The organism is Vibrio sp. 99K-1, assembly GCF_013114585.1.
Taxonomy (GTDB): domain Bacteria; phylum Pseudomonadota; class Gammaproteobacteria; order Enterobacterales; family Vibrionaceae; genus Vibrio; species Vibrio chagasii_B.
The window spans coordinates 11,872-33,040 of sequence record NZ_VTXF01000015.1; the positions used below are offsets into that span (position 1 = coordinate 11,872).

The 21,169-nt window shown below is 44.2% G+C and carries 21 protein-coding genes; 8 read left to right on the top strand and 13 right to left on the bottom strand.

Annotated features, from left to right (window positions below; genetic code table 11):
• Positions 1-232: 232 nt before the first annotated feature.
• From torA to torE, 3 genes are read right to left on the bottom strand one after another with little or no spacing between them, the layout of a single operon-like run.
• Positions 233-2,695, bottom strand: a complete 2,463-nt coding sequence (gene torA, locus F0228_RS13025) for a trimethylamine-N-oxide reductase TorA (RefSeq protein WP_061031747.1) — start codon at positions 2,693-2,695, stop codon at positions 233-235.
• 24 nt (positions 2,696-2,719) lie between these two features.
• On the bottom strand, positions 2,720-3,901 hold the full coding sequence (torC, locus tag F0228_RS13030) for a pentaheme c-type cytochrome TorC (protein WP_061031748.1): 1,182 nt from the start codon (positions 3,899-3,901) through the stop codon (positions 2,720-2,722).
• A gap of 50 nt (positions 3,902-3,951) precedes the next feature.
• Positions 3,952-4,134: a trimethylamine N-oxide reductase system protein TorE gene (gene torE, locus F0228_RS13035; protein ID WP_008222628.1), complete on the bottom strand. Its 183-nt coding sequence runs from the start codon at positions 4,132-4,134 to the stop codon at positions 3,952-3,954.
• A gap of 437 nt (positions 4,135-4,571) precedes the next feature.
• Here torE and F0228_RS13040 point away from each other — a divergent pair, with 437 nt between their 5' ends.
• The gene (locus tag F0228_RS13040) at positions 4,572-5,366 is read left to right on the top strand and encodes an ABC transporter permease (protein WP_171762296.1); all 795 of its coding nucleotides are present in this window, start codon (positions 4,572-4,574) and stop codon (positions 5,364-5,366) included.
• A 340-nt stretch (positions 5,367-5,706) separates the two neighbouring features.
• On the opposite strand, the gene focA is transcribed toward F0228_RS13040, so the two are convergent.
• Complete coding sequence (gene focA, locus F0228_RS13045; protein WP_008222626.1) at positions 5,707-6,549, bottom strand: formate transporter FocA; 843 nt, start codon at positions 6,547-6,549, stop codon at positions 5,707-5,709.
• Between the two features lie 362 nt (positions 6,550-6,911).
• On the bottom strand, positions 6,912-8,219 hold the full coding sequence (locus tag F0228_RS13050) for an ATPase (protein WP_171730159.1): 1,308 nt from the start codon (positions 8,217-8,219) through the stop codon (positions 6,912-6,914).
• A 260-nt stretch (positions 8,220-8,479) separates the two neighbouring features.
• Here F0228_RS13050 and F0228_RS13055 point away from each other — a divergent pair, with 260 nt between their 5' ends.
• From F0228_RS13055 to F0228_RS13065, 3 genes are all read left to right on the top strand, one after another.
• On the top strand, positions 8,480-8,710 hold the full coding sequence (locus tag F0228_RS13055) for a TIGR02647 family protein (protein ID WP_008223560.1): 231 nt from the start codon (positions 8,480-8,482) through the stop codon (positions 8,708-8,710).
• A gap of 112 nt (positions 8,711-8,822) precedes the next feature.
• Positions 8,823-9,677, top strand: coding sequence for an NAD(P)H-binding protein (locus F0228_RS13060; protein WP_105059277.1), 855 nt, complete (start codon positions 8,823-8,825; stop codon positions 9,675-9,677).
• Complete coding sequence (locus tag F0228_RS13065; protein ID WP_171730158.1) at positions 9,670-10,317, top strand: YdcF family protein; 648 nt, start codon at positions 9,670-9,672, stop codon at positions 10,315-10,317. The genes F0228_RS13060 and F0228_RS13065 overlap by 8 nt, the downstream gene beginning before the upstream one ends.
• 99 nt (positions 10,318-10,416) lie before the next feature.
• On the opposite strand, the gene F0228_RS13070 is transcribed toward F0228_RS13065, so the two are convergent.
• Together F0228_RS13070 and cysS are read right to left on the bottom strand one after the other, a co-directional pair.
• Positions 10,417-10,995, bottom strand: coding sequence for a thymidine kinase (locus F0228_RS13070; RefSeq protein WP_008223554.1), 579 nt, complete (start codon positions 10,993-10,995; stop codon positions 10,417-10,419).
• Between the two features lie 97 nt (positions 10,996-11,092).
• Entirely contained in the window at positions 11,093-12,478 is a 1,386-nt protein-coding gene (cysS, locus tag F0228_RS13075; protein ID WP_171762297.1) for a cysteine--tRNA ligase, read from the bottom strand.
• A 189-nt stretch (positions 12,479-12,667) separates the two neighbouring features.
• Here cysS and F0228_RS13080 point away from each other — a divergent pair, with 189 nt between their 5' ends.
• From F0228_RS13080 to F0228_RS13095, 4 genes are all read left to right on the top strand, one after another.
• Positions 12,668-13,162: a peptidylprolyl isomerase gene (locus F0228_RS13080; RefSeq protein ID WP_004742032.1), complete on the top strand. Its 495-nt coding sequence runs from the start codon at positions 12,668-12,670 to the stop codon at positions 13,160-13,162.
• A gap of 80 nt (positions 13,163-13,242) precedes the next feature.
• Positions 13,243-13,989 carry a UDP-2,3-diacylglucosamine diphosphatase gene (gene lpxH, locus F0228_RS13085; protein ID WP_105059275.1) on the top strand — a complete coding sequence of 249 codons (747 nt, stop codon included), beginning with the start codon at positions 13,243-13,245 and terminating at the stop codon, positions 13,987-13,989.
• A 111-nt stretch (positions 13,990-14,100) separates the two neighbouring features.
• Positions 14,101-15,312, top strand: coding sequence for an EAL domain-containing protein (locus F0228_RS13090; RefSeq protein WP_061031754.1), 1,212 nt, complete (start codon positions 14,101-14,103; stop codon positions 15,310-15,312).
• 116 nt (positions 15,313-15,428) lie between these two features.
• Complete coding sequence (locus F0228_RS13095; RefSeq protein WP_105059274.1) at positions 15,429-15,938, top strand: YchJ family protein; 510 nt, start codon at positions 15,429-15,431, stop codon at positions 15,936-15,938.
• 170 nt (positions 15,939-16,108) lie between these two features.
• Here F0228_RS13095 and hisIE read toward each other — a convergent pair whose 3' ends face one another.
• The 6 genes from hisIE to hisC all read right to left on the bottom strand — a co-directional run bounded on the left by hisIE (position 16,109) and on the right by hisC (position 21,162).
• Complete coding sequence (hisIE, locus tag F0228_RS13100) at positions 16,109-16,744, bottom strand: bifunctional phosphoribosyl-AMP cyclohydrolase/phosphoribosyl-ATP diphosphatase HisIE (RefSeq protein WP_008223543.1); 636 nt, start codon at positions 16,742-16,744, stop codon at positions 16,109-16,111.
• Entirely contained in the window at positions 16,741-17,514 is a 774-nt protein-coding gene (hisF, locus tag F0228_RS13105) for an imidazole glycerol phosphate synthase subunit HisF (protein WP_105059273.1), read from the bottom strand. Before hisF ends, hisIE begins: the two co-directional genes overlap by 4 nt.
• Complete coding sequence (gene hisA / locus F0228_RS13110) at positions 17,496-18,233, bottom strand: 1-(5-phosphoribosyl)-5-[(5-phosphoribosylamino)methylideneamino]imidazole-4-carboxamide isomerase (protein WP_171730156.1); 738 nt, start codon at positions 18,231-18,233, stop codon at positions 17,496-17,498. Before hisA ends, hisF begins: the two co-directional genes overlap by 19 nt.
• A gap of 43 nt (positions 18,234-18,276) precedes the next feature.
• Positions 18,277-18,891 (bottom strand): imidazole glycerol phosphate synthase subunit HisH, encoded by a 615-nt coding sequence (hisH, locus tag F0228_RS13115; protein WP_105059272.1) that lies wholly within the window; start codon positions 18,889-18,891, stop codon positions 18,277-18,279.
• Positions 18,892-18,900: 9 nt separating this feature from the next.
• Positions 18,901-19,989, bottom strand: coding sequence for a bifunctional histidinol-phosphatase/imidazoleglycerol-phosphate dehydratase HisB (hisB, locus tag F0228_RS13120; protein ID WP_105059271.1), 1,089 nt, complete (start codon positions 19,987-19,989; stop codon positions 18,901-18,903).
• A 132-nt stretch (positions 19,990-20,121) separates the two neighbouring features.
• Entirely contained in the window at positions 20,122-21,162 is a 1,041-nt protein-coding gene (gene hisC, locus F0228_RS13125; RefSeq protein WP_061031759.1) for a histidinol-phosphate transaminase, read from the bottom strand.
• Positions 21,163-21,169 lie beyond the last annotated feature (7 nt).

Genomic DNA, 21,169 nt, shown 5'->3' on the forward strand with positions numbered 1-21,169 from the left:
TTGGTATCGACCTTTTTGCTTTCTAACCCTTTGTCACTCTAATCACTACCCTCCACCGCTCTTATTTGTAAACGCCCTCTAACCTATACAGTTACTAGCTCCCCCTCAATACGCTCTACACCGTTGCTTTACCGTAAATACAAGGCTCGGTAGATAAAATACAAAAAGCCCCTGTAAGAGTGCTTACAGGGGCTTTAATTCAAGCTTTAATCTTAGTTTTTAAGCGAGATGCTTAAGAAACTTCGATTGGGCCACCGAATGAAGTTACTGGAGGCAGTTTGCCTTGGAACTTCTCGAAGTCTACCAAACATGTGTTTGCTGACGTCGCCTGAGCTAGCTCAGAAGTACCGATGTCTTGAGTCAGTGTGTTTGGATCGCCGTATGTATCTAGCGCGCCCACTTTCTCGTTGATCGGACCGTACCAAGCGCCTTCTTCGATACGTACAACACCAGGAGCGTAGCTATCCATTAGAACAGCACCTGCTAGTAGTTGACCACGGTCGTTGAACACACGTACTACGTCACCGTCTTTGATGCCTTTCTTCTTAGCATCAACTGGGTTGATGTAGATTGGCTCACGGCCTTGTACCGCGTAAGTCGCACGCCACTCTTCAGATTCACACATCTGAGAGTGAAGACGCTTGTCTGGGTGACAAGATTGTAGCCAGTACGGGTGTTTGTCAGAGCCTGGACCACCGTGTGAACGTTCAGATTTCTCGAACCACATTGGGTGTTCCTGACAGTGCTCGTAACCCATGTTGCCAACAGTACGGCTTGTGATTTCGATGAAACCAGAAGGTGTACCTAGAGCATTGATCTCTGGATCTTCACGGAATGAAGCGTGACGAGTCCATGGCTTACCTTTACCGAAGTCTAGGAAACCTTTTTCCCAGAACTCAGCGAACTCAGGCATTTCGAAGCTGCCTTCGTTTGCTGCGCGACATTCGTCGTACAGAGATTTAACCCACTGCATTTCGTCCATACCACGCGTGTAATCGTCGTAACGACCCCAACGTTTAGTTAGGCTAGACATGATCTCGAAGTCAGTCTTAGACTGGAACAGAGGATCCACTAGTTTGTGCATCGCGATCAAACCACGGCCAGAGTATGCACCGTAACCATCGATATCGTTACGTTCCCACTGAGTACATGCTGGAAGCACGATGTCAGAGTGACGACAAGTTGCAGTCCAAGCGAAATCAACAGCAACTACAGTTTGTAGGCTCTTGAATGCTTTACGCATCTTGTTGCGATCTTGGTGGTGGTGCCACGGGTTGTTACCACTGAATACCATCATCTTGATATCAGGTAGTGTTACCGTTGCGCCATTCGCTTTGATCTTCTTACCAGGCTCTAGCAAGCTATCAACCCAACGAGCAACTGGGATTACGCGGCTGTAACCGTTGTAATCTGTGTTTGTGTACTTAGGCTTCTGACCTTGGTCGATGTTCAGCGGGAAAGAACCCGGAGCAGCGAAACCAGTTGAAGATACACCGATACCAGAGTAGTGGTGACCGTAAGAGATACCACCGCCAGGTAGACCGATTTGGCCAACCATTGCCGCGATAACTGCACACATCCAGTAAGGCTGTTCACCGTGTTGTTGACGCTGGATACTCCAACCAACAAGAATCTGTGTACGACCGTTAACCAGCATCTTAGCGAAGTCACGGATAGAATCCGCGCTAGCGCCACAGATAGCAGCAGCCCACTCAGGAGTCTTCTCAACTTTATCTTTCGTTTCACCTTGAACGTACTTGATGAAGTCTTCAAAACCTAGACAGTAAGTTTCGATGAATTTCTTGTCGTATAGACCTTCATTGTAAAGTACGTGAGCAACACCAAGCATGAACGCCACGTCAGTTTGTGGGTTGATGTAGAACTGCTCGTTTTCTAGGTAACGACCTGTTTTGTTCTTAACAGGGTCAACAGAAACAACATTGATTTCTTTCTTAGCAACTTTTTCTTTCAGCTGTTCTAGGTATGCGAACGACTCGTGAGTCTCACATGTCCAACCTACTTGAAGGTTTTTAACTGGATCGTTACCCCAAAGAACAATGTTGTCACTGTTTTCTAGGATAAGTTCCCAAGATGTACCTTGTGCATAAACTTCAGTAGAACCTAGTACGTAAGGCATGATCGTTTGACCAGCACCTGTCGAGTAGTCACCGATTTTCTTCACAGAGTATCCGTGAAGCGCCATTGCACGTTGCATGTGGTTAGTACAGCTGTGGAACTGACCAGTTTGTCTCCAACCAGTTTGACCTGTGTGAAGTGCCCATGGACCGTAATCTTTCTGTACGCGCTCTAGTTCGCGGTAAACAAGGTCTAGTGCCTCATCCCAAGTCACACGAATAAAGCGGTTGTTACCACGCGTGTCTGCGCTGTATTTATGCTTCTTAAACCAATCTAGGCGAACCATTGGGTAACGCACACGAGATGGGCTGTAGATAATACCCTTGATACCTTTCAGCATTTCAGTTGGGTGCTGATCGATTTCTAGAGGTTTAATTTCTTGTACTTTACCCGCGTAAACGCGAGCTCGGAATGCACCCCAGTGAGAACCAGAGACTTTCCATGTGCCGTCTGTTTCTGCAGCAGATGCTGAAGCCGACGCCAATAAGCTTGGACCGATAACCGATGCCGCACTCGTCGTTGCGACACCTTTCAGAAAACTTCTTCTTGTAATTGCCATTGTGTTACTCCAATTGACGTCTTATTAGTGATGGCCTTCAGAAAAATCTGATGAGTGCTTCTGTAGATACTTAAGAACCAATGCTTCTGTATCTGTATCGAAGTTAACGAATGCAATCATACCATCTAGCATGCCTACCCAACCGTTAGCACTGAAGTGCGCTTCATCTGGTTGTGAGTGACAAGTTGAACAGTTAGATTGATACGCTTGACCAGCTGCGTTCCAGATTGGATCGAAGTTATCAACCATAGACTCTTTCTTCATCCAAAGTGCTAGGTTAACTTCTTCCCATGGAAGGCCAGTTAGCTCATCTTCTTTCTTCTCGCCAACAGTGATTACGTCACTTTGAGATACTTCTTTCGTCAAGATCGCCGTTGAGATGTTCATACCGAAGTCTTCTTGGATTACACGTCCGAAGCCTTTCGCTTTACGCCAACCGTCGATTTGAATCTTGATCATGTCGCCTTTCTCATCGATCACAGCAACTTTACTTGCAGGGCTTAGTAGACCCGCTTCAACGGTTGCAGTCTCATCCGTGTACATTGGAAGGTGACGAATTGAAATCACGTCTGAACCGTTAGAGTAAGAAGTGCTGCTAGCAACTTGCTCAAGCTCACCAACGATACCACTAGCCGATTCCATATCTAATGGGAGGTTGTGAGCAATACCTTTGTGACAGTCAACACAGCTTTGATCACGCTCTGCTGCGTTCTTCATTTGAATACGCGCTGTTGGGCGCATGTTCTCGAAATCCATTGAATCGTAGTTGTGGCAGTTTTTACACTCTAGAGACTTGTTCGAAGAGAAACGGTCCCATTCGTGTTTAGCCAATTCAATACGACGAGCTTCGAATTTCTCTGGCGTGTCTAGATCACCAAATACTTGAGCGAATACTTCTTTAGATGCTTGCATCTTACGAGCGATTTTTGCTGTCCATTCATGTGGAACGTGACAGTCAGGACAAGTAGCACGTACACCAGATGTGTTTTTCCAGTGAACCGTTTCTTGTAGCTCTACGTATACGTTGTCACGCATGGTGTGACAGCTTACACAGAACTCTTCTGTATTTGTGTGTTCTAGCGCTGTATTGAAACCGCCCCAGAAAATAACACCGGCGATAAAGCCACCCATAGTTAGTACACCCAAACTGATGTGTACTGCTGGGCGTGTCATAGTGCGCCATAATTTAACTAAAAATGATTTCATGTTTAGCTCTCTTAAATATTGATTTTAAAAATTGTTGTTACTAGAGGGCATTACATGCCGCCGTGAGCACCAGGAGGTCCGAATACAAACACTTGTAATGCCCAAACTAGGAAGCCGTAACCACCTACAAAAGCAACACTTAATATTGGAAAGAGAACCACTGCAATGAAGAGGAAAGATTTCCACTCCAGCGAGCGTTTTTCGCCAGTTTCAATTTTGTTAACATCACTCATACATTTTGCCTATTTTGTATTTAGTAATTTCGAGTAGCCCATTCTAGGGGGCTAAAGTTCTTGAGTATCTAACAACAAATTTTAAACCATACGCAAAGTAGGGTTCAATGAAATCTCCCGTTATAACCCTTGCTAATCAATACTTTTTTGAGCTCATCCAGAGTTGTTTTCAGTTAAAGAAACATATTAAAAAGTATTAACAAATGTGAAGAATTAAGTATATTTCAAAGATGTTAAAAACCAACACCTTTGCAACTACATTGTAACTGTTTTTAACGTTTTACCTACTAAGTAGTAGCTAAAAATGCCTTAAACGACCAATAATTTGTACTCGCATTGTTAATTTATTGAGTACTTTTTGAATTCAGTGTTGAAGAGCTGAAATGCATCATTTGGCACTTTCAGATATGATGTGTATCCAATTAAAAGGAAGCACTATGCAAGACGTTATAGACATATCTTGGTGGCAGTTGCTGTTTTTTAGCTCACTTCTTATCCTGCCCATTGCAATTAATCACAAGCTGAAATTAGGTCTGGGTAAAGAGGCCACTATTAGCATTGTTCGCATGGCTGTTCAGCTATTTCTAGTTGGTGTTTACTTGGAGTACCTGTTCACTTTGAATAGCTTATGGGTCAACTTATTGTGGTTGTTCGCCATGATAATAGTGGGTGCGAGCTCAATTGTTGAAAAGTCCAAACTGCCCCGAAAGCTACTGCTAGCCCCAGTAGCCGTTAGCCTTGCAGTGACCTGTGTACCTATTGTTCTATTCATCTGCTTTTTCATTATTAAACCGACGCCGCTATTTAATGCGCAGTACCTTATTCCCATTGCGGGGATGTTATTAGGCAATAGCTTAAGCAGTAATATCGTGGCACTGCAGAACTTGTTTGGTGCTTTTGAAACCCAAAGGTCAGAATATGAAGCAGCAATCGCCCTAGGAGCCGCACCAAGCTACGCTGCTGCACCTTTTGTACGTACAGCGATCCAGAAAGCGATGTCTCCGATTATGGCGTCTATGGCTACGACCGGCTTAGTAACGCTACCAGGAATGATGACAGGACAAATTCTTGGAGGGGCTTCGCCAATGATCGCAATTAAATATCAATTGATGATCATGTTGGCTATTTTCGTGATGATGAGCTGCTCTTTGGCCCTCGCATTACACCTATCTTTAAAGACATCACTTACTAAAGAGGGGCGAGTTCTCGTTCAAATCCAACCTTCGAAATAACCTCTCACCTCTTTTGAGATCTGGTTACTCACTGAATTTGAGACAGGTTATCCACAGAATCTGTGGATAACCAAATCAATATAGATCCTTTTTTGTCCACTTCGCCCTTTCAAAAGATCATTCACATTGATCTTTGCTTACTTTCAACGACATATGCACATGTGCCGATCATTGTTGTTGAGTCTTTTCTTATTAATTGAGGGCATGAACGACATGGTTTTCCACAAATAAAAAACGGCCTGCAATGCAGACCGTCTTTTTAATGTCATAAGTAAGTTGAGTGTTTAAGTGAGCTTCATCAACGCTCAGGCTACTCACTGATAATTAGTGGCGCTATGTCTTAGTCACGCAGGTAGATTAACCAGTACCACATGCCGACAAAGATACCACCGCCGATGATGTTACCTAAAGTCACAGGCAATAGATTATTCATCAGAAAGTCGATCATGTTTAAGTCGACATAATCGGCAGGGTTAGCACCTGTCATGGTCCAGAACTCAGCAGGAGCAAATGTCTTAATACCGATAGCAAGCGGAACTTGGAACATGTTTGCAATACAGTGCTCAAAGCCTGCTGATACAAACATCGCCACTGGCAGGATCATCACTGCGATCTTATCAGTGAGTGTGCGTCCGCTGAATGTCATCCATACCGCTATACACACCAGCACATTACACATGATGCCAAGCGCGACCGCTTGAATGAAATCATGGTGCATTTTGTGTTGAGAAATCGCCATCGCGTTTAAGCCAACCTGACCATGATCAAACATGTATTGCTTCGTCAGTAGCATACAAGCCACCAGCAATAACGCACCAATCAGGTTTCCAATGTAAACCGTCGCCCAGTTTTTCACTAAAGTGTGCCAAGTGATTTTGCCACTTGCACGAGCCACCAAGGTTAGTACCGAACTGGTAAACAGTTCACCGCCAGTAACTACAACAAGAATTAAGCCCAAGCTAAATGCTAGGCCGCCCAACAAGCGAGTAATACCCCATGGCAGATCGCCAGCACCAGTCGTTACGATGGTGTAGAACACAAACGCAATACCGATATGGATACCAGCAGAAATCGCTAGAAGAAAAGATTTGATTGGATCTTTGGTTGCTTTACCTACGCCAATATCTGCAGCGCGCTCAGCCATTTGTGGCGGTAATAATGAGTCAAATTGGTTTAGATTCATGATGATTTACATTTTGAAACATGTCGTCGGGAGCGCGATAATCCTCTCTTTCATTTCTGAATTCAAGAGCTATTTTAAGCCTTAATTATCCTCACCAACCAAGAACACGCCAAACCTGGAATGATATTGAAATTTCATACGACTTTAGTAGTAAAAAGAAAAGTCTGGTGAATGAAATTTTATCAATGATAAAAACAACACATCTATAAATATCAACAAGTTACGTTAAAACCTAAGAAATGGCGTACACTAAAACCGTGTTTTTAAGACTTTTATTTCTAGATTTTGACATAGATCAACAGAACGTAAAAAAGCGCCCTCAGGCGCTTTTAACTCAATCACAGTTCAAGAGATTCGTTGTCTTAAACCGACGGTTCAATCACTTCTTCAGACACAGATTCTAAAGCAGCATCCGTAAGGTCTGGTTCTGGGCTAGGGAGTGCTAGATCAGGATCGCTTTCGTTAGCAACTTTACCACCAAGCGTCTTCAGGCTGTCCACTAGTTCTTCTAAGCTCTTAATATGTGCATCACTCTTGGTTATCTGTTCGTCGAGAAGTTGACTACGTTTTGTTACTTCTGACAACTGCTGCGCCTGCTGCTGGTTTGCGTTTTCTAATGTCGCAACTTGTTCAGTTAGAGACTCGATTTCAGATTTCAGCAAAGCTGTCATGTCTGAGCTTTTAAGCGCTTTAATGCTAGCAACAATTTTTTGAGACTGAAGACGTAGCACAACGTCACGGTAATCTTCATCATTGATCACTTGTGAAATGCTTAATAGCTGATTTTCAGCATTCAACACCGATTGCTCGAACTTGTCCCCTTTTACGCTCGCAAGTACTTTAACTTCATGAGCGACACTTCGTACGTGGTCTAACTCAAACTCCGCAGCCTTAACAGCATCTTCAATAATAGACTTTTCACGAGGGCTCGCTTTGACCTGATTCTCAGCTAACGCGATTTGTGCAGAGGCCTTAGCAAAGGTCAACGGCACAACGTCATCAAAATCTTCATCTTCTAAATACTCTAATTCGTCTTTTAACGGTTCGATGTATTTCTTATGTGCGACTTTCACTTCCAACAGCCGAGCATTGTTGAGGAATTCAACTTGAGCTTCTTGAGCGTCTTCTAGCTCATCAACTAATACATACTCAAATAGTTCACTGTATTCCGAATACAAACGCTTATAACTCGAAGCAAACATGGTGTCAGCACCAAGGTATTTTAGGTAATCCATTTGCACGATCGAATCAGCGAGTACTCTATCCGCTTTTTTCTTAAGCACTAGGATTGCGTCATAGTTTGATTTGATTAGTGCGATTTTCTCGTCGAAGGCTTCAGCGTAAGTTAAGCTCGAAAAAATAGAATAACTTTTAGTCAGACGCGTTTCGTCTTTTAGTAAATCGGCATAAATACTTTCAGCGTCTTCCCATGCGTCTAGCAACTCATTGTAATTCTCTGGAGCATAGAGAGACAATTGAGCATGACTTTCAAGCTTGGATTGCCACTCTGCGTAAACAACCTGTACTGAATGAAAAGAACGGACCTCTGCTGCAGATTCATTGTTGTTATTTGTGGTTTGATTTGCGTCTGTCTGCTCTGAGGGTGTGCTTTGACAACCTGAGATTGCAAATAGCATGCTAAGAACTAATGCTACTTTGTTTGCTCTCACTGATGCATTTCCTTTTTTGTACAATATTAGCTGAATGCAATATATTTCTAGTCCAACAATATATTACAACCATTTAGCAATAAACATCATTCGCCATTTAAGTGGGCACAAATCACTCAATCCAACCAAAATAACTTCACCATGCGACGATTAATCATTCAATTTGGTATCAGTTATCAAATCTATTTATTTGCTGTTGCTTGAGCCGAGAATGCGCACTAAGGTGAAGGTAGAGAACGTTATGAATTTATAGGTTAATTATGAAGTACAACGCTGAACATATTGCTGATTTAAACCTCCTTCTTCAATTTGATGTAAGTAGCGCTGCTACCGGCATTAAAGTTCATCAAGAGGCTAGCCAAGAGACTCAAGACGCCGTTAAGCGCCTATTCGAAAAAAACCTTTGTACTCAACCAGACGGTGGTTACCTAACCGATGAAGGTATTGAGATGGCAGAGCGTGCAGACAAGCTACTTCGCGTACTTAAATAAAGCGCTACTGTTATAGTAAAAACTCCACTCGCTTCGGCCGTGGAGTTTTTTCATTTTTGGCCAAAGGTTTGTTAGGCTTATTAAATCCCTAGCTTGTCGTTGTGAGGAAAAGATGGCTTCTATATTTATTGTTGGTGCTGGATGGGTAGGCGCACCTTTATCTGAACACCTAGAAAGACATGGCAATCGCGTCGTCGTCACTAAAACGACCCAAGCAGGTGCAGACACGCTCAGTAGTAAACGTATTCCCTGCGAAGTATTCAGCTTTGACTCGTCAAACCCTGATCAAACCGTGGGACAACTCTACTCTTTACTGCTCGAAAACAACTCCGAGATAGTAATTGGTAGCTTCCCTCCCGGCTTTAGAAAAGGCGCAGGAAAAGAGTATGCCGACTATTGGCAGTTACTTATTAGCGCTTGTCAAAAAGCCAATATTAAAAAGCTCATCATGGTCAGTTCAACGACGGTATACCCAACTAAACCGGGCATTCTTTATGAAGATGACGCATCACTTGCGCTTGCACTCGCTGACAGCGATCAGGCTAACTCATTTTCCGATAACGCACGAATCATGCTTCAAGCTGAACAATCGGTAATAGATTCTGATATCGATTACACCATCCTTCGTTTTAGTGGATTGATTGGCCCAAATCGTCACCCATCAAGATTTGCTAGTAAACTAAAGCAAGTGAGCAACCAAGCCCCAGCGAATATGCTGCACCTTGATGATGCGATTGGTGCGGTTGATTTTGCAATCAGTCACCTGCATAACGAAGTCGCGAATGTAACAACGCCAAACACAGTAAGCAAAGCGGAGTTCTATGCTGCGGCCTTAAAGAGCGCGAATAGTAACGAGCCACTTCCACCTATTGTTAATGACCCAGACAAACTGATCTCTTCAAAAAAGATTCTCGACTTAGGTTATTCGTTTAAGTTTGAATCCACATTGGACGCTCTTCATGACTAAACAACCATTAAATAAGCTGCACCGTTCGATCGATACGCTTTGGAATTTCATGTCTATGGGTCATAAAGTTGAGCCTTCAGACTGTATTTTTGTGTTATGCAGCAACGATACAAGAGTCGCGGAATATGCGGCCGAGCTTTATCACCAAAAAATAGCGCCCTACATCGTTTTTTCCGGTGGTGTTGGACGCTTCACTGAAGGCAATTTTGACCGTTCAGAGGCCGAAACCTTTGCGGCGATTGCGCGAGACAGTGGTGTACCGGAATCTGACATTATCATTGAAAAACAGGCGACTAATACTGGTGAAAATGTCCGCTTCACATTCGAATTGCTTACTGAGTGTGGCTTATCCCCGAAAAAACTGACCTTAGTGCAGAAGCCTTTTATGGAGAAACGAACCTACGCCACCTTCAGTAAACAATGGCCTGAAGAGACAACGGAAATAACCGTAACCTCCAAATGGCAGGACTGGGTCGATTACTTTAATGAAGAGTTGCCATTAGATATGGTGTTAGGCGCATTGGTGGCGGATTTTGAACGCATCAAATCGTACCCCGCTAAAGGTTTTCAGATTGAAATGCCTATCCCAGAGGAAGTGGATCACGCCTATCAAGCGATTAAGAAACTCGGCTTTGAATAGATAGCGATAACCAATAAAAACAAAAACGGTGGCACTGAGCCACCGTTTTATTATTCCATTACTTTGTATTTCAGTTATCACCGAAATATTGAAAAACGCTTATTTACCTAGCGCTTCTTTGTAGTGAAGGCGACATACAGACACGTATTTATCGTTGCCACCAATTGCTACTTGATCACCTTCCGCGATCGCGACACCGTGCTCATCGGTACGGATTACCATGTTTGCTTTGCGGCCACAGTGACAGATGGTTTTCAGTTCCACCAGCTTATCAGCCCAAGACAGTAGATACTTACTGCCTTCAAACAGCTCACCAAGGAAGTCTGTTCTTAGCCCGTAACAAAGCACAGGGATATGCAGTTTATCAACCACTTCTGTTAGCTGATATACCTGCTCTTTCGACAAGAACTGACACTCATCGATAAGTACACAGTGACGCTTTTCTTGCTCGTTCAGCTCGTTAATCGCTTCAAAAAGATTCGTGTCACTCTTAAAAAGCTGTGCTTCAGATTGAAGACCAATTCGAGAGCTCACTTTACCAATACCGTAGCGATCATCGAGTGCTGCCGTAAAGATCACCGGCGTCATGCCACGTTCTTGGTAGTTAAATGAAGATTGAAGAAGCGTTGTTGATTTACCCGCATTCATTGCCGAGTAGTAAAAATACATCTGAGCCACAGAAATATTCCTGTCTAATAAAGTTGAATATAGAAAAGGTGAAATTCGAGAATTTTTGCTAGAAAAAAGGGCTGAAAATCAGCCCTTTTTTATAAGATTACTTACGACGCCAAGTCGTACCTTCTGGGCCGTCTTCCAGAACGATGCCTAACTTGTTTAACTTATCACGAGCAAGATCGGCATTTGCCCAATCTTTTGAAGCACGAGAGTCGTTACGCAGTTTGATCAGAGCTTCGATTTCAGCCACTTCGTCATCATTACCCGCTGCATCACCTTGTAGGAATGCTTCTGGATCTTGGTGAAGAATACCGATGATGTCCGCTAGTTCACGCATCAACGCACCAAGTCCACTCGCCTTTTCAATGCTTTCTGTCTTGATACGGTTGATTTCACGAGCCATTTCAAACAGCACTGAGTATGCTTCTGGCGTATTGAAGTCATCGTTCATTGCTGTAGAGAAACGAGTTACGTACTCTTCACCACCAGCAGGTGCAGCAGTAAGGTCTAGGCCACGAAGTGACGTGTATAGACGCTCTAGCGATGCGCGAGCTTGGTTTAGGTTGTCTTCACTGTAGTTCAGTTGGCTACGGTAGTGACCAGACATTAGGAAGTAACGCACTGTTTCAGCATCGTAGTGTGCTAGCACATCACGGATAGTGAAGAAGTTACCTAGTGACTTAGACATTTTTTCTCTGTCTACCATCACCATGCCACTGTGCATCCATGTGTTTACATAGTCAGTACCATGTGCACAGCAAGATTGCGCGATTTCGTTCTCGTGGTGTGGGAATTGTAGATCTGAGCCGCCACCGTGGATATCGAAGTGGTTACCCAGAATAGACGAGTTCATTGCTGAACATTCAATGTGCCAGCCTGGACGACCAGGACCCCATGGGGATTCCCATGTTGGTTCACCTGGCTTAGACATCTTCCAAACAACGAAATCTAGCGGGCTACGTTTTGCAGACTCTACGTCAACACGAGCGCCAGCTTGAAGCTGATCGAGGTCTTGCTTGGAAAGCTTGCCGTATTCTTCGAACTTCTTAACTTCGAACATTACGTCGCCGTTGCTTGCAACATAAGCAAAACCACGTTCAATCAGCTTTTCTACAAGCTCAATGATTTCAGTAATGAATTCCGTTGCACGAGGCTCAACGTCTGGACGCTTCATGTTCAACGCATCGAAGTCTGCATGCATTTCACCAATTAGGCGCTCAGTCAGAGAATCGCAAGACTCACCGTTTTCGTTCGCACGCTTAATGATTTTGTCGTCGATGTCTGTGATGTTACGAACGAACGTTAGGTCGTAACCTAAGTAACGCAGGTAGCGAGTCACAACGTCGAAAGAAACGAACGTACGGCCATGACCAATATGACAGAGATCGTATATGGTTACCCCACAGACATACATGCCGACTTTGCCAGCTGTAATTGGTTTGAATTCCTCTTTCTGTCTTGTGAGCGTGTTATATATCTTTAGCATGATCTCTAACTATTTTATGGATTAATCAAAATAAGCCCGCAGTATAACAAGTCATACCTTAATAGGTAATACCTTTCACCACCAAATCGGCTAAACTCCTTGTTATCTATTGACGATTTCGTATTTTGAAACTCAATCAAACTAGGCTAGAATCGCCTTTCATATTAAAAATACAGTAAGGTAACAATCATGATCATCCTTCACACAAATTTTGGTGACATCAAAGTTCAACTAAACGAAGAAAAAGCACCAGAAACAAGCGCAAACTTCCTACAGTATTGCCGTGACGGTTTCTACGACAACACACTATTCCACCGTGTTATCGATGGTTTCATGATTCAAGGCGGCGGTATGACTTCTGGCCTTAAAGAAAAAGCGACTCGCGCAACTATCAAGAACGAAGCAAATAACGGCCTAGCGAACAAAGTTGGTACGCTAGCTATGGCTCGTACTATGGAACCACATTCAGCGAGCTCTCAGTTCTTCATCAACGTAAACGACAACTCTTTCCTTAACTTCCGTAGCGAAAGCCTAGACGGTTGGGGTTACTGTGTATTCGCAGAAGTTGTAGAAGGCATGGACGTAGTAAACAAGATCAAAGGTGTTAGCACTGGTTCTATGGGTATGCACCAAGACGTACCACTAGAAGAAGTGATCATCACTGGTACAACAATCGAAGCTTAATTTAGCCTTCGATTCGTATTCAGCATTGATACATCAATAATTAGGACAAGGGAGCACTCGCTCCCTTTTTTTCAAACTGTATGAAAACATATTTTATCTCAGACCTGCACCTTGCTCCGTCACGACAAGACATCACGGACTGCTTCCTAACCTTCATGAAAAATGAAGCGGTAGAAGCCGATGCACTCTACGTGTTAGGCGACCTTTTCGAGTTCTGGATTGGTGACGACGACAAGAGTGAGTTCGCGACTTCTATTCGCCAAGCTTTTATCGATTTGGTGAAAACAGGCGTACCCTGTTACTTCACGCAAGGTAACCGTGACTTTTTGGTCGGTAAAAGATTTGCAAAACAGACTGGTGTGCAGCTTCTAGACGAAGTGACAACTATCGATATCTACGGACAAAAAGCCGTGGTACTGCATGGCGACACTCTATGTACTGAAGATGTCAAATACCTCGCCTTCCGTGAAAAAGTCCATCAACCTTGGCTACAGTGGATCTTCAACAGAATCCCATTCTTCATTAAAAAGAAGATCGTCTCTAAGGTTCAGTCAGATATTAAAGATGACAAACAGACCAAATCTTTGGACATCATGGACGTGACACAGCAAGAGGTCGAAAACGTGATGGCGAAAAATAATGTCGACCTTATGATCCACGGTCATACACATCGGCCGAACGTCCATACTTTTGATGCTAACAATTGCACTAAAACACGTATCGTACTTGGTGATTGGTATACACAAGGTTCCGTGCTGGTCTTTACTCCACAAAGTTTTGAACTACAGAATCGAGCGTTTAGCAACAGCTTTCAACAACAGTCTTAAACTTTCAGTTTGATTGTTATAGTGGGTCAGAGTTTCTTCGATTGTGTATGGTAATTTCTAGCAAATTAGCTATTATCTCTCTATCAGAAATAAACCGAACACAGTACCAAGTTGAAATATTCATACGTAGCGCGTCAACCCATACTCGATGCAGATAAGAAAACCATAGGTTACGAGTTGCTATTCAGGGATGGTCCTAAGAACACTTTCCCTGAAGTAGAACCGGAGCTCGCTACAAGCCGTTTGCTATCTGACCATTTCTTATCGACCCACTACAATACATTGGGTGATAAGCTGGGTTTCGTTAATTTCCCCTATGCAAGCCTGATCAACTTAGTCCCGACTCTGTTCCCCAAAGAAAGTTTAGTCGTTGAGGTTCTTGAAGACTGCGAACCGACCGATGAGTTACTTGAAGCAATTAAGACTATCTATGATGCGGGCTACACCATCGCTCTGGATGACTTTGTTCCAAGTAAGGCGTGGAAGCGCTTCTTACCTTACGTATCGATTATCAAATTCGACATCCGTCTGATATCTATCGAAAAAGCCTCAATATTTATGAGCTCTATGCAAGGGCTGGATATCAAGTTTCTTGCCGAGAAAGTAGAGACTTACGAGGAATATCAGCAAGCAAACAAAGCCGGTTTCAGTTACTTCCAAGGGTATTTCTTCAGCAAACCTGAAATGATCCAGACTCGCGCTCTCAACCCCGCTTTTCTGACCATCGTCCAGCTACTGAAAGAGATAGCCAACGATCCTATCGATTTTGGTGAAGTAGAACGACTGATCACGTTAGACGTGACGCTTTCCTATAAGCTACTAACCTACGTAAACTCAGCAGGTGGTTCAGCAACCACCATCCGCTCGTTCCGCCAAGCACTGGTTTATTTAGGCGAGCAGAAACTGCGTAAATTTGTATCTCTCGTAGCGATAGCATCGGCGAAAGAAGACAAACCAGATTCACTTTATGGCTTAGCGGTGATTCGCGCTCGTCAATGCGAACTGCTAGTCGAAAAGATGAACGTGAAGGTTGAGCCCGGACAAGCTTTCTTAACCGGTATGTTCTCGTTATTGGATTCATTGTTTGATCAACCGTTAAAGCAAGTGCTGGATTCAGTACCAATTGACGAAGAGATAAAACAAGCACTAATACTACGCAAAGGTGTATTAGGCGCGGTCTTAGCCATGGTGGTCGCTTATGAGCAAGCTCGATGGGATGAAGCAACTCGTATTCGCAATCTCCTCAAACTCAGCGAGGCTCAACTCGGCCTTGCCTATGATGAGGCGACGGCTTGGGCTCAAGATTTATTAGCTCCCGCCTAAACATCACGAATCTACTTAAATTAAAACTACACTTTGGTGAGCTTTAGTTTCTTGTTAAACTCCAACGCATTCATTTATGGCCTCTTACTCAGAGGCCATTTTTACAGGATTTGACCATGTCTTTATGCCCATGTGGTAGCAACAATACTTACCCAAAGTGCTGTGAATCAGCACACCTTGATCACAGCTCAGTAGAAACGCCAGAGCAGTTGATGCGCTCTCGTTATTCCGCGCATGTTTTAGGATTGGTCGATTATGTGGTTGCTACCTATCATCCTAGCTGTGATGCTGAGTCTCAAAGAGAAGGGATTGCTGAATCAATCGACAGTGATTGGGCGGGGCTAGAGGTTATCGATACCGCGAAAGGTTCTCACGAAAACGAGGGCTTTGTTGAGTTTAAAGCTTATTTCAATGAAGACGGCGCACAATACTGTATGCAAGAACGCTCTCGTTTTGTTCGTGAAAACGGCCTTTGGTTCTATATCGATGGTGAGTTCCCAGAACAAAGCCAACCAGAGCCCGAGATAGATCCTCGCCTAAACCAAACGGTTGAAAGCTTCAAGATCGGCCGTAATGACCCATGTATTTGTGGTAGTGGTAAGAAGTACAAGAAGTGCTGCGGGTAACTCGCGCAACTAGGAAGTCAGATTAACAGAAGAGATTCCTGATGTCGCTAAGGCTCCTTGGAGTGACGAGACATAAAGACAAAGAACTCGACTCATAGATTGACACTAAAAAGCCCCGTAAACGCAATGTTTACGGGGCTTTACTTATCTAGATGTATCCTAAAGATAGATTACTTATGGCGCTCTTTAAGTTTATTAACTACGTCGTTCATTGATAGACCTTGGTCTTGAAGAAGAACCATTAGGTGGTAAATCAAATCCGCAGATTCACACACTAATTCCGCCTTATCGCCCGACGTCGCCGCAAGCGCGACTTCAACGCCTTCTTCGCCCACTTTTTGCGATATACGCTTGGTGCCACGGGCATATAAACTGGCAGTGTAAGAAGACTCAGGATCTGCGTCCTTGCGGGCAGCCAGTAGCTGCTCAAGTTGATGAAGCCACACCATCTGAGACTCTTCTTGTGGGTCAGAATCCCAACATGTTGTTGTACCCAAGTGGCATGTTGGGCCAATTGGATTAACTTTAACCAACAACGTATCGTTGTCGCAATCAAGTGACATGTTCACCAGTTGCAGAACATTTCCTGAAGTCTCACCCTTGGTCCAAAGGCGCTCTTTAGTACGAGAGAAGAAAGTCACTTGACCTGTTTCGCCCGTCTTAGCTAGCGCATCTTGGTTCATGTAACCCATCATCAGCACTTGGCTTGATTGGAAATCTTGTACAATCGCAGGAACGAGACCGTCGACTTTATCCCAATTGATACGTTCAGCTAGCGTATTTACTTCTGTCGCTGCAAAACTCATAGACGCACCTCTACACTTTGTTGTTTTAGATACTGCTTTAATTCACCAATATTGATGACTTGTTTATGGAATACTGAAGCAGCGAGCGCTCCATCCACATTGGTTTTGTTATAAGCTTCAGCAAAGTGCTCCATTGCACCTGCGCCACCCGAAGCAATCAGAGGCACGTTACACACTTCACGCACCATGTTGAGCTGCTCAAGGTCGTAACCGTTGCGAACACCATCTTGGTTCATCATGTTTAGTACGATTTCACCTGCGCCACGCTTTTGTACTTCCTGCACCCAATCTTTGGTTTCCCATTTGGTTGCTTTGGTACGCGCTTCATCGCCTGTGAATTGGTAAACCTGATACTTACCGGTCTCTTTATCGAAGTATGAATCGATACCAACAACGATACACTGCACGCCGAACTTATCAGCAAGATCAGTGATCAGTTGTGGATTAGCCAGTGCTGGCGAGTTGATGGATACTTTATCAGCTCCAAACTCTAGAATGCGCGCTGCATCTTCTGCTGATTTAATACCACCAGCTACACAGAAAGGAATATCGATCACTTCAGCGACACGCTTTACCCAACTCTTGTCGACAACACGGCCATCACTTGATGCCGTGATATCGTAAAATACTAATTCATCCGCGCCCTCTTCTGCGTAGCGCTGTGCTAGCGGAACGATGTCGCCAATGATTTCGTGGTTACGGAACTGAACGCCCTTTACCACTTGTCCGTCACGGACATCCAAACAAGGGATTATTCGCTTTGCCAACATGCAAACGCCTCCTCTGCGGTGAACTTGCCATCAAGTAGCGCACGCCCCACAATCACACCAGCCACACCGCTACCTTTTAGAGCTTCGATGTCCGCTAGGCTGCCAATGCCGCCTGATGATTGGAATTGAACCTGCGGGTACTGCTTACAAAGATCCACGTAAAGCTCTACGTTTGATCCTTCTAGCGTGCCATCACGAGAGATATCAGTACACAGCACGTGCTTAAGACCAACGGTTAGGTAATCTTCAATCAACGCTTCAATGGTCACGCCTGAATCTTCCTGCCAACCTGAAATCGCCACTTTGCGAGTGCCGTTTTCGTCAATGTTGATGTCCAAAGCAAGAACAATTTTTTCAGCTCCGTACTTTTCCATCCAACCTTTAACAAGCTCAGGCTGCTTCACTGCTGTTGAACCAACAACAACACGTTGTGCACCGGCTTCAAGTAGGTCAATCACATCTTGCTCATTACGTACACCACCACCAATTTGAATATTAGCCGGCGTACCATCAAGTAGCTTCGCGATCAGGTCTAACTGGCGAGCAGTGGTGTCTTTTGCGCCTGTTAAATCAACAAGATGCAGCCAGCCAGCACCAGCTTGGTGATATAGATTGAACTGCTCTGCTGGGTCTACTTTGTATTCTGTCACTTGCCCGTAATCCCCTTGGAATAAGCGAACTACTTGGCCTTCAATTAAATCTAATGCGGGAATAATCATTTACATTCCTTATATGGCAACGTTAGCCGCTGCCTAATCCTTATTACAATTCCAAGAAATTCTGAATCAGCTTAGAACCAGCTTTTGATGAACGTTCTGGGTGGAACTGAACACCATAATAGTTACCGCTTTGCACCGCTGCGGTAAACGGATTACCGTAATCACACTGTGCGATGGTGTAGTCACCTACTGGCATTGCGAAGCTGTGAACGAAGTAAAAGTACTCGCCTTCTTCAATGTCTTTAAATAGAGGGTGATTCGGTGTTGCTGTGACGGTATTCCAGCCCATGTGTGGCAGTGGTAAATCGCCCGTATCCAGTAAACGAACCTCACCCTCGCACAAGCCTAGACATTCAACTAGCTCGTCAGCCTTTTGGCCTTTCTCTTGAGACAATTTACCAAGAAGCTGCATACCTAAACAAATGCCAAGTAGAGGCTTCTCTACTTGCTTTACAAGAGCGACAAGGTCACGTTCTTGTAGGTTTTTCATCGCTTCACTTGCTGTGCCTACACCGGGTAGGAATAACTTGTCAGCTGCAAGAACCACTTCTGGCTCTTTTGAAATTTCAACCGCATAGCCCAAACGTTCAATGGCGAACTTCACCGATGAAACATTGGCACAACCAGTATCAATAATGACGACTTTCTGCTCTTTCATACCCATTCCTTACAGGACGCCTTTGCTGCTCGGTAACTCAGTACCTTCAACTTTAATTGCTTGGCGAAGTGTACGACCAAACGCTTTGAATAGGCTTTCAATGATGTGGTGATCATTGTTGCCAGCAGAAGAAAGGTGCAGCGTACAAGCTAGCGTGTCAGTTAATGAGCGGAAGAAGTGAACCACCATTTCCGTTGAAAGGTCACCCACTTGCTCACGGCTAAATTTAGCATCGAACTTCAGGTATGGACGGCCAGAGAGGTCTAGCGCACACTGAGCGAAACACTCATCCATTGGCAGGCTAAAGCCAAAGCGGCCAATGCCACGTTTGTCACCTAGCGCGTCTTTCAGAGCTTGGCCTAACGCAAGTGCTGTGTCTTCTACTGTGTGGTGATCATCAATGTGCAGGTCGCCTTTCACGGTCAGGTTCATTTGGAAACCACCGTGTGTCGCGATTTGATCAAGCATGTGGTCAAAGAAACCCATACCTGTATCGATCTTGTTGCCACCGGTTTCATCAAGGTTTACCGCTACCTTGATGTCAGTTTCTTTGGTGGTACGAACCACTTCAGCAACACGAGCGTTAACCGTCAGGTCTTTTACAATTTGTGGCCAGTTTAGCGTGCCTTCCGTTTCAGCATCTGGGCCATATTGAATACCGCGGATTGCCATGTTCTCTGCAAGTTGAAGATCCGTTACTCGATCGCCAATCACAACAGAGTGTTGGAAGTCGACTTTACCGCCCTGTAGATATTCTTTAACCATGCCTAGCTTAGGCTTACGGCAAGAGCAATTGTCTTCGTCAAAGTGAGGGCAAATAAGCACGTCATCAAACTTTACGCCTTGAGATTCGAACAAATCCATCATCATATTGTGTGGCGCATCGAAATCTTCTTGTGGGTAGCTATCAGTACCAAGGCCATCTTGGTTAGTTACCATCACTAGACGGTAACCAGCATCTTGCAATGCAAGTAGGCTAGGAATCACTAGCGGTTCAAATTTTAGTTTGTCTAAACGGTCTACTTGGAAATCTACTGGCGGCTCAACAATTAAGGTGCCATCGCGGTCTATAAAAAGTATTTTCTGTTGTTTACTCACTTGAACTTCCTTTTAATTTTAAATCTGGTGGCCTAGCAAAAATCAAACGCTAACCCAAAATATTGATTTCATTTGTCAGCCTATTATTCATCGAATAAAGGCTAACAAATGTTATTACTGGCAAGCCTTTCGTTACTGATAAAAGTTACGAATGAATCCAAGTGTCTTTTCGCACTCTTCGCGGTTACCAATACTAATTCGAACACAGTCTTCAATTGGCGAATTACGTAAGATAATGCCACTGTCCCATGCCGCTTTAAACAATTCGTCACCGTTCGGGAATTTAACCAAAAGGTAGTTACCCCAACCATCAAATACCGTAACGTTAGGCATCCCCATTAGGCCTGCCTGTAAGTATGCTCGGTTAGCGCTCAAGTCCAAAACCTGAAACTTTGCTCTTGCAAGACCTTGTTCTGAAAGTGCTTGAACCGCGATATCCGCAACAGGGATTGGCACTGGATATGGCGCAATCACTTTCAACAATACATCGATAAGCTCTTGGTTCGCCAGCGTAAAGCCACAGCGTAGTCCAGCCAATGCAAAAGCTTTAGACAAGGTACGCAGAATCGCTAGATTCGGGTATTGCTCAAGTAAATCAACGGTTGACGCTTCTGGGCAGAAGTCGATGTACGCTTCATCCATCACCACAATCGCTTTGTCTTGAGTCATCTCAAGTAACTTGATGATGTCTTTACGTTCAACCAAATTACCAGTCGGGTTATTTGGGCTACAAACAAACACCACTTTCACGTTGTCTAACTGAGCTTCAATCGCTGGAAGATCGAGTTGCCATTCAGCAGTTAGAGGTACAACTTTGCGCTCAACACCAATCGTCTCAGCGCTAATCGCGTACATACCATAGGTTGGTGGGCAGTAAAGAATAGCGTCTTCGTTCGGCTCACAAAAAGCACGAATCAGCAGTTCAATACCTTCATCGGCACCACGTGTTGTCAGAGTTTGATCTGATTTCACACCTGCATATTGAGCATAAGCATCAATCAACTCTTTAGGCTGACATTCGCTGTAGCGATTAAGACGAGACAAGCTTACGTTGTACTCGTTATCGAATGGGGATTCGTTGGCGTTTAACCAAACGTCACCCGTGCCGCCAATGCGTCTTGCAGACAAGTAAGGTGTAAGAGCCTGAACTTGTTTTCTCGCTAACTTTTCCATGCCCTGC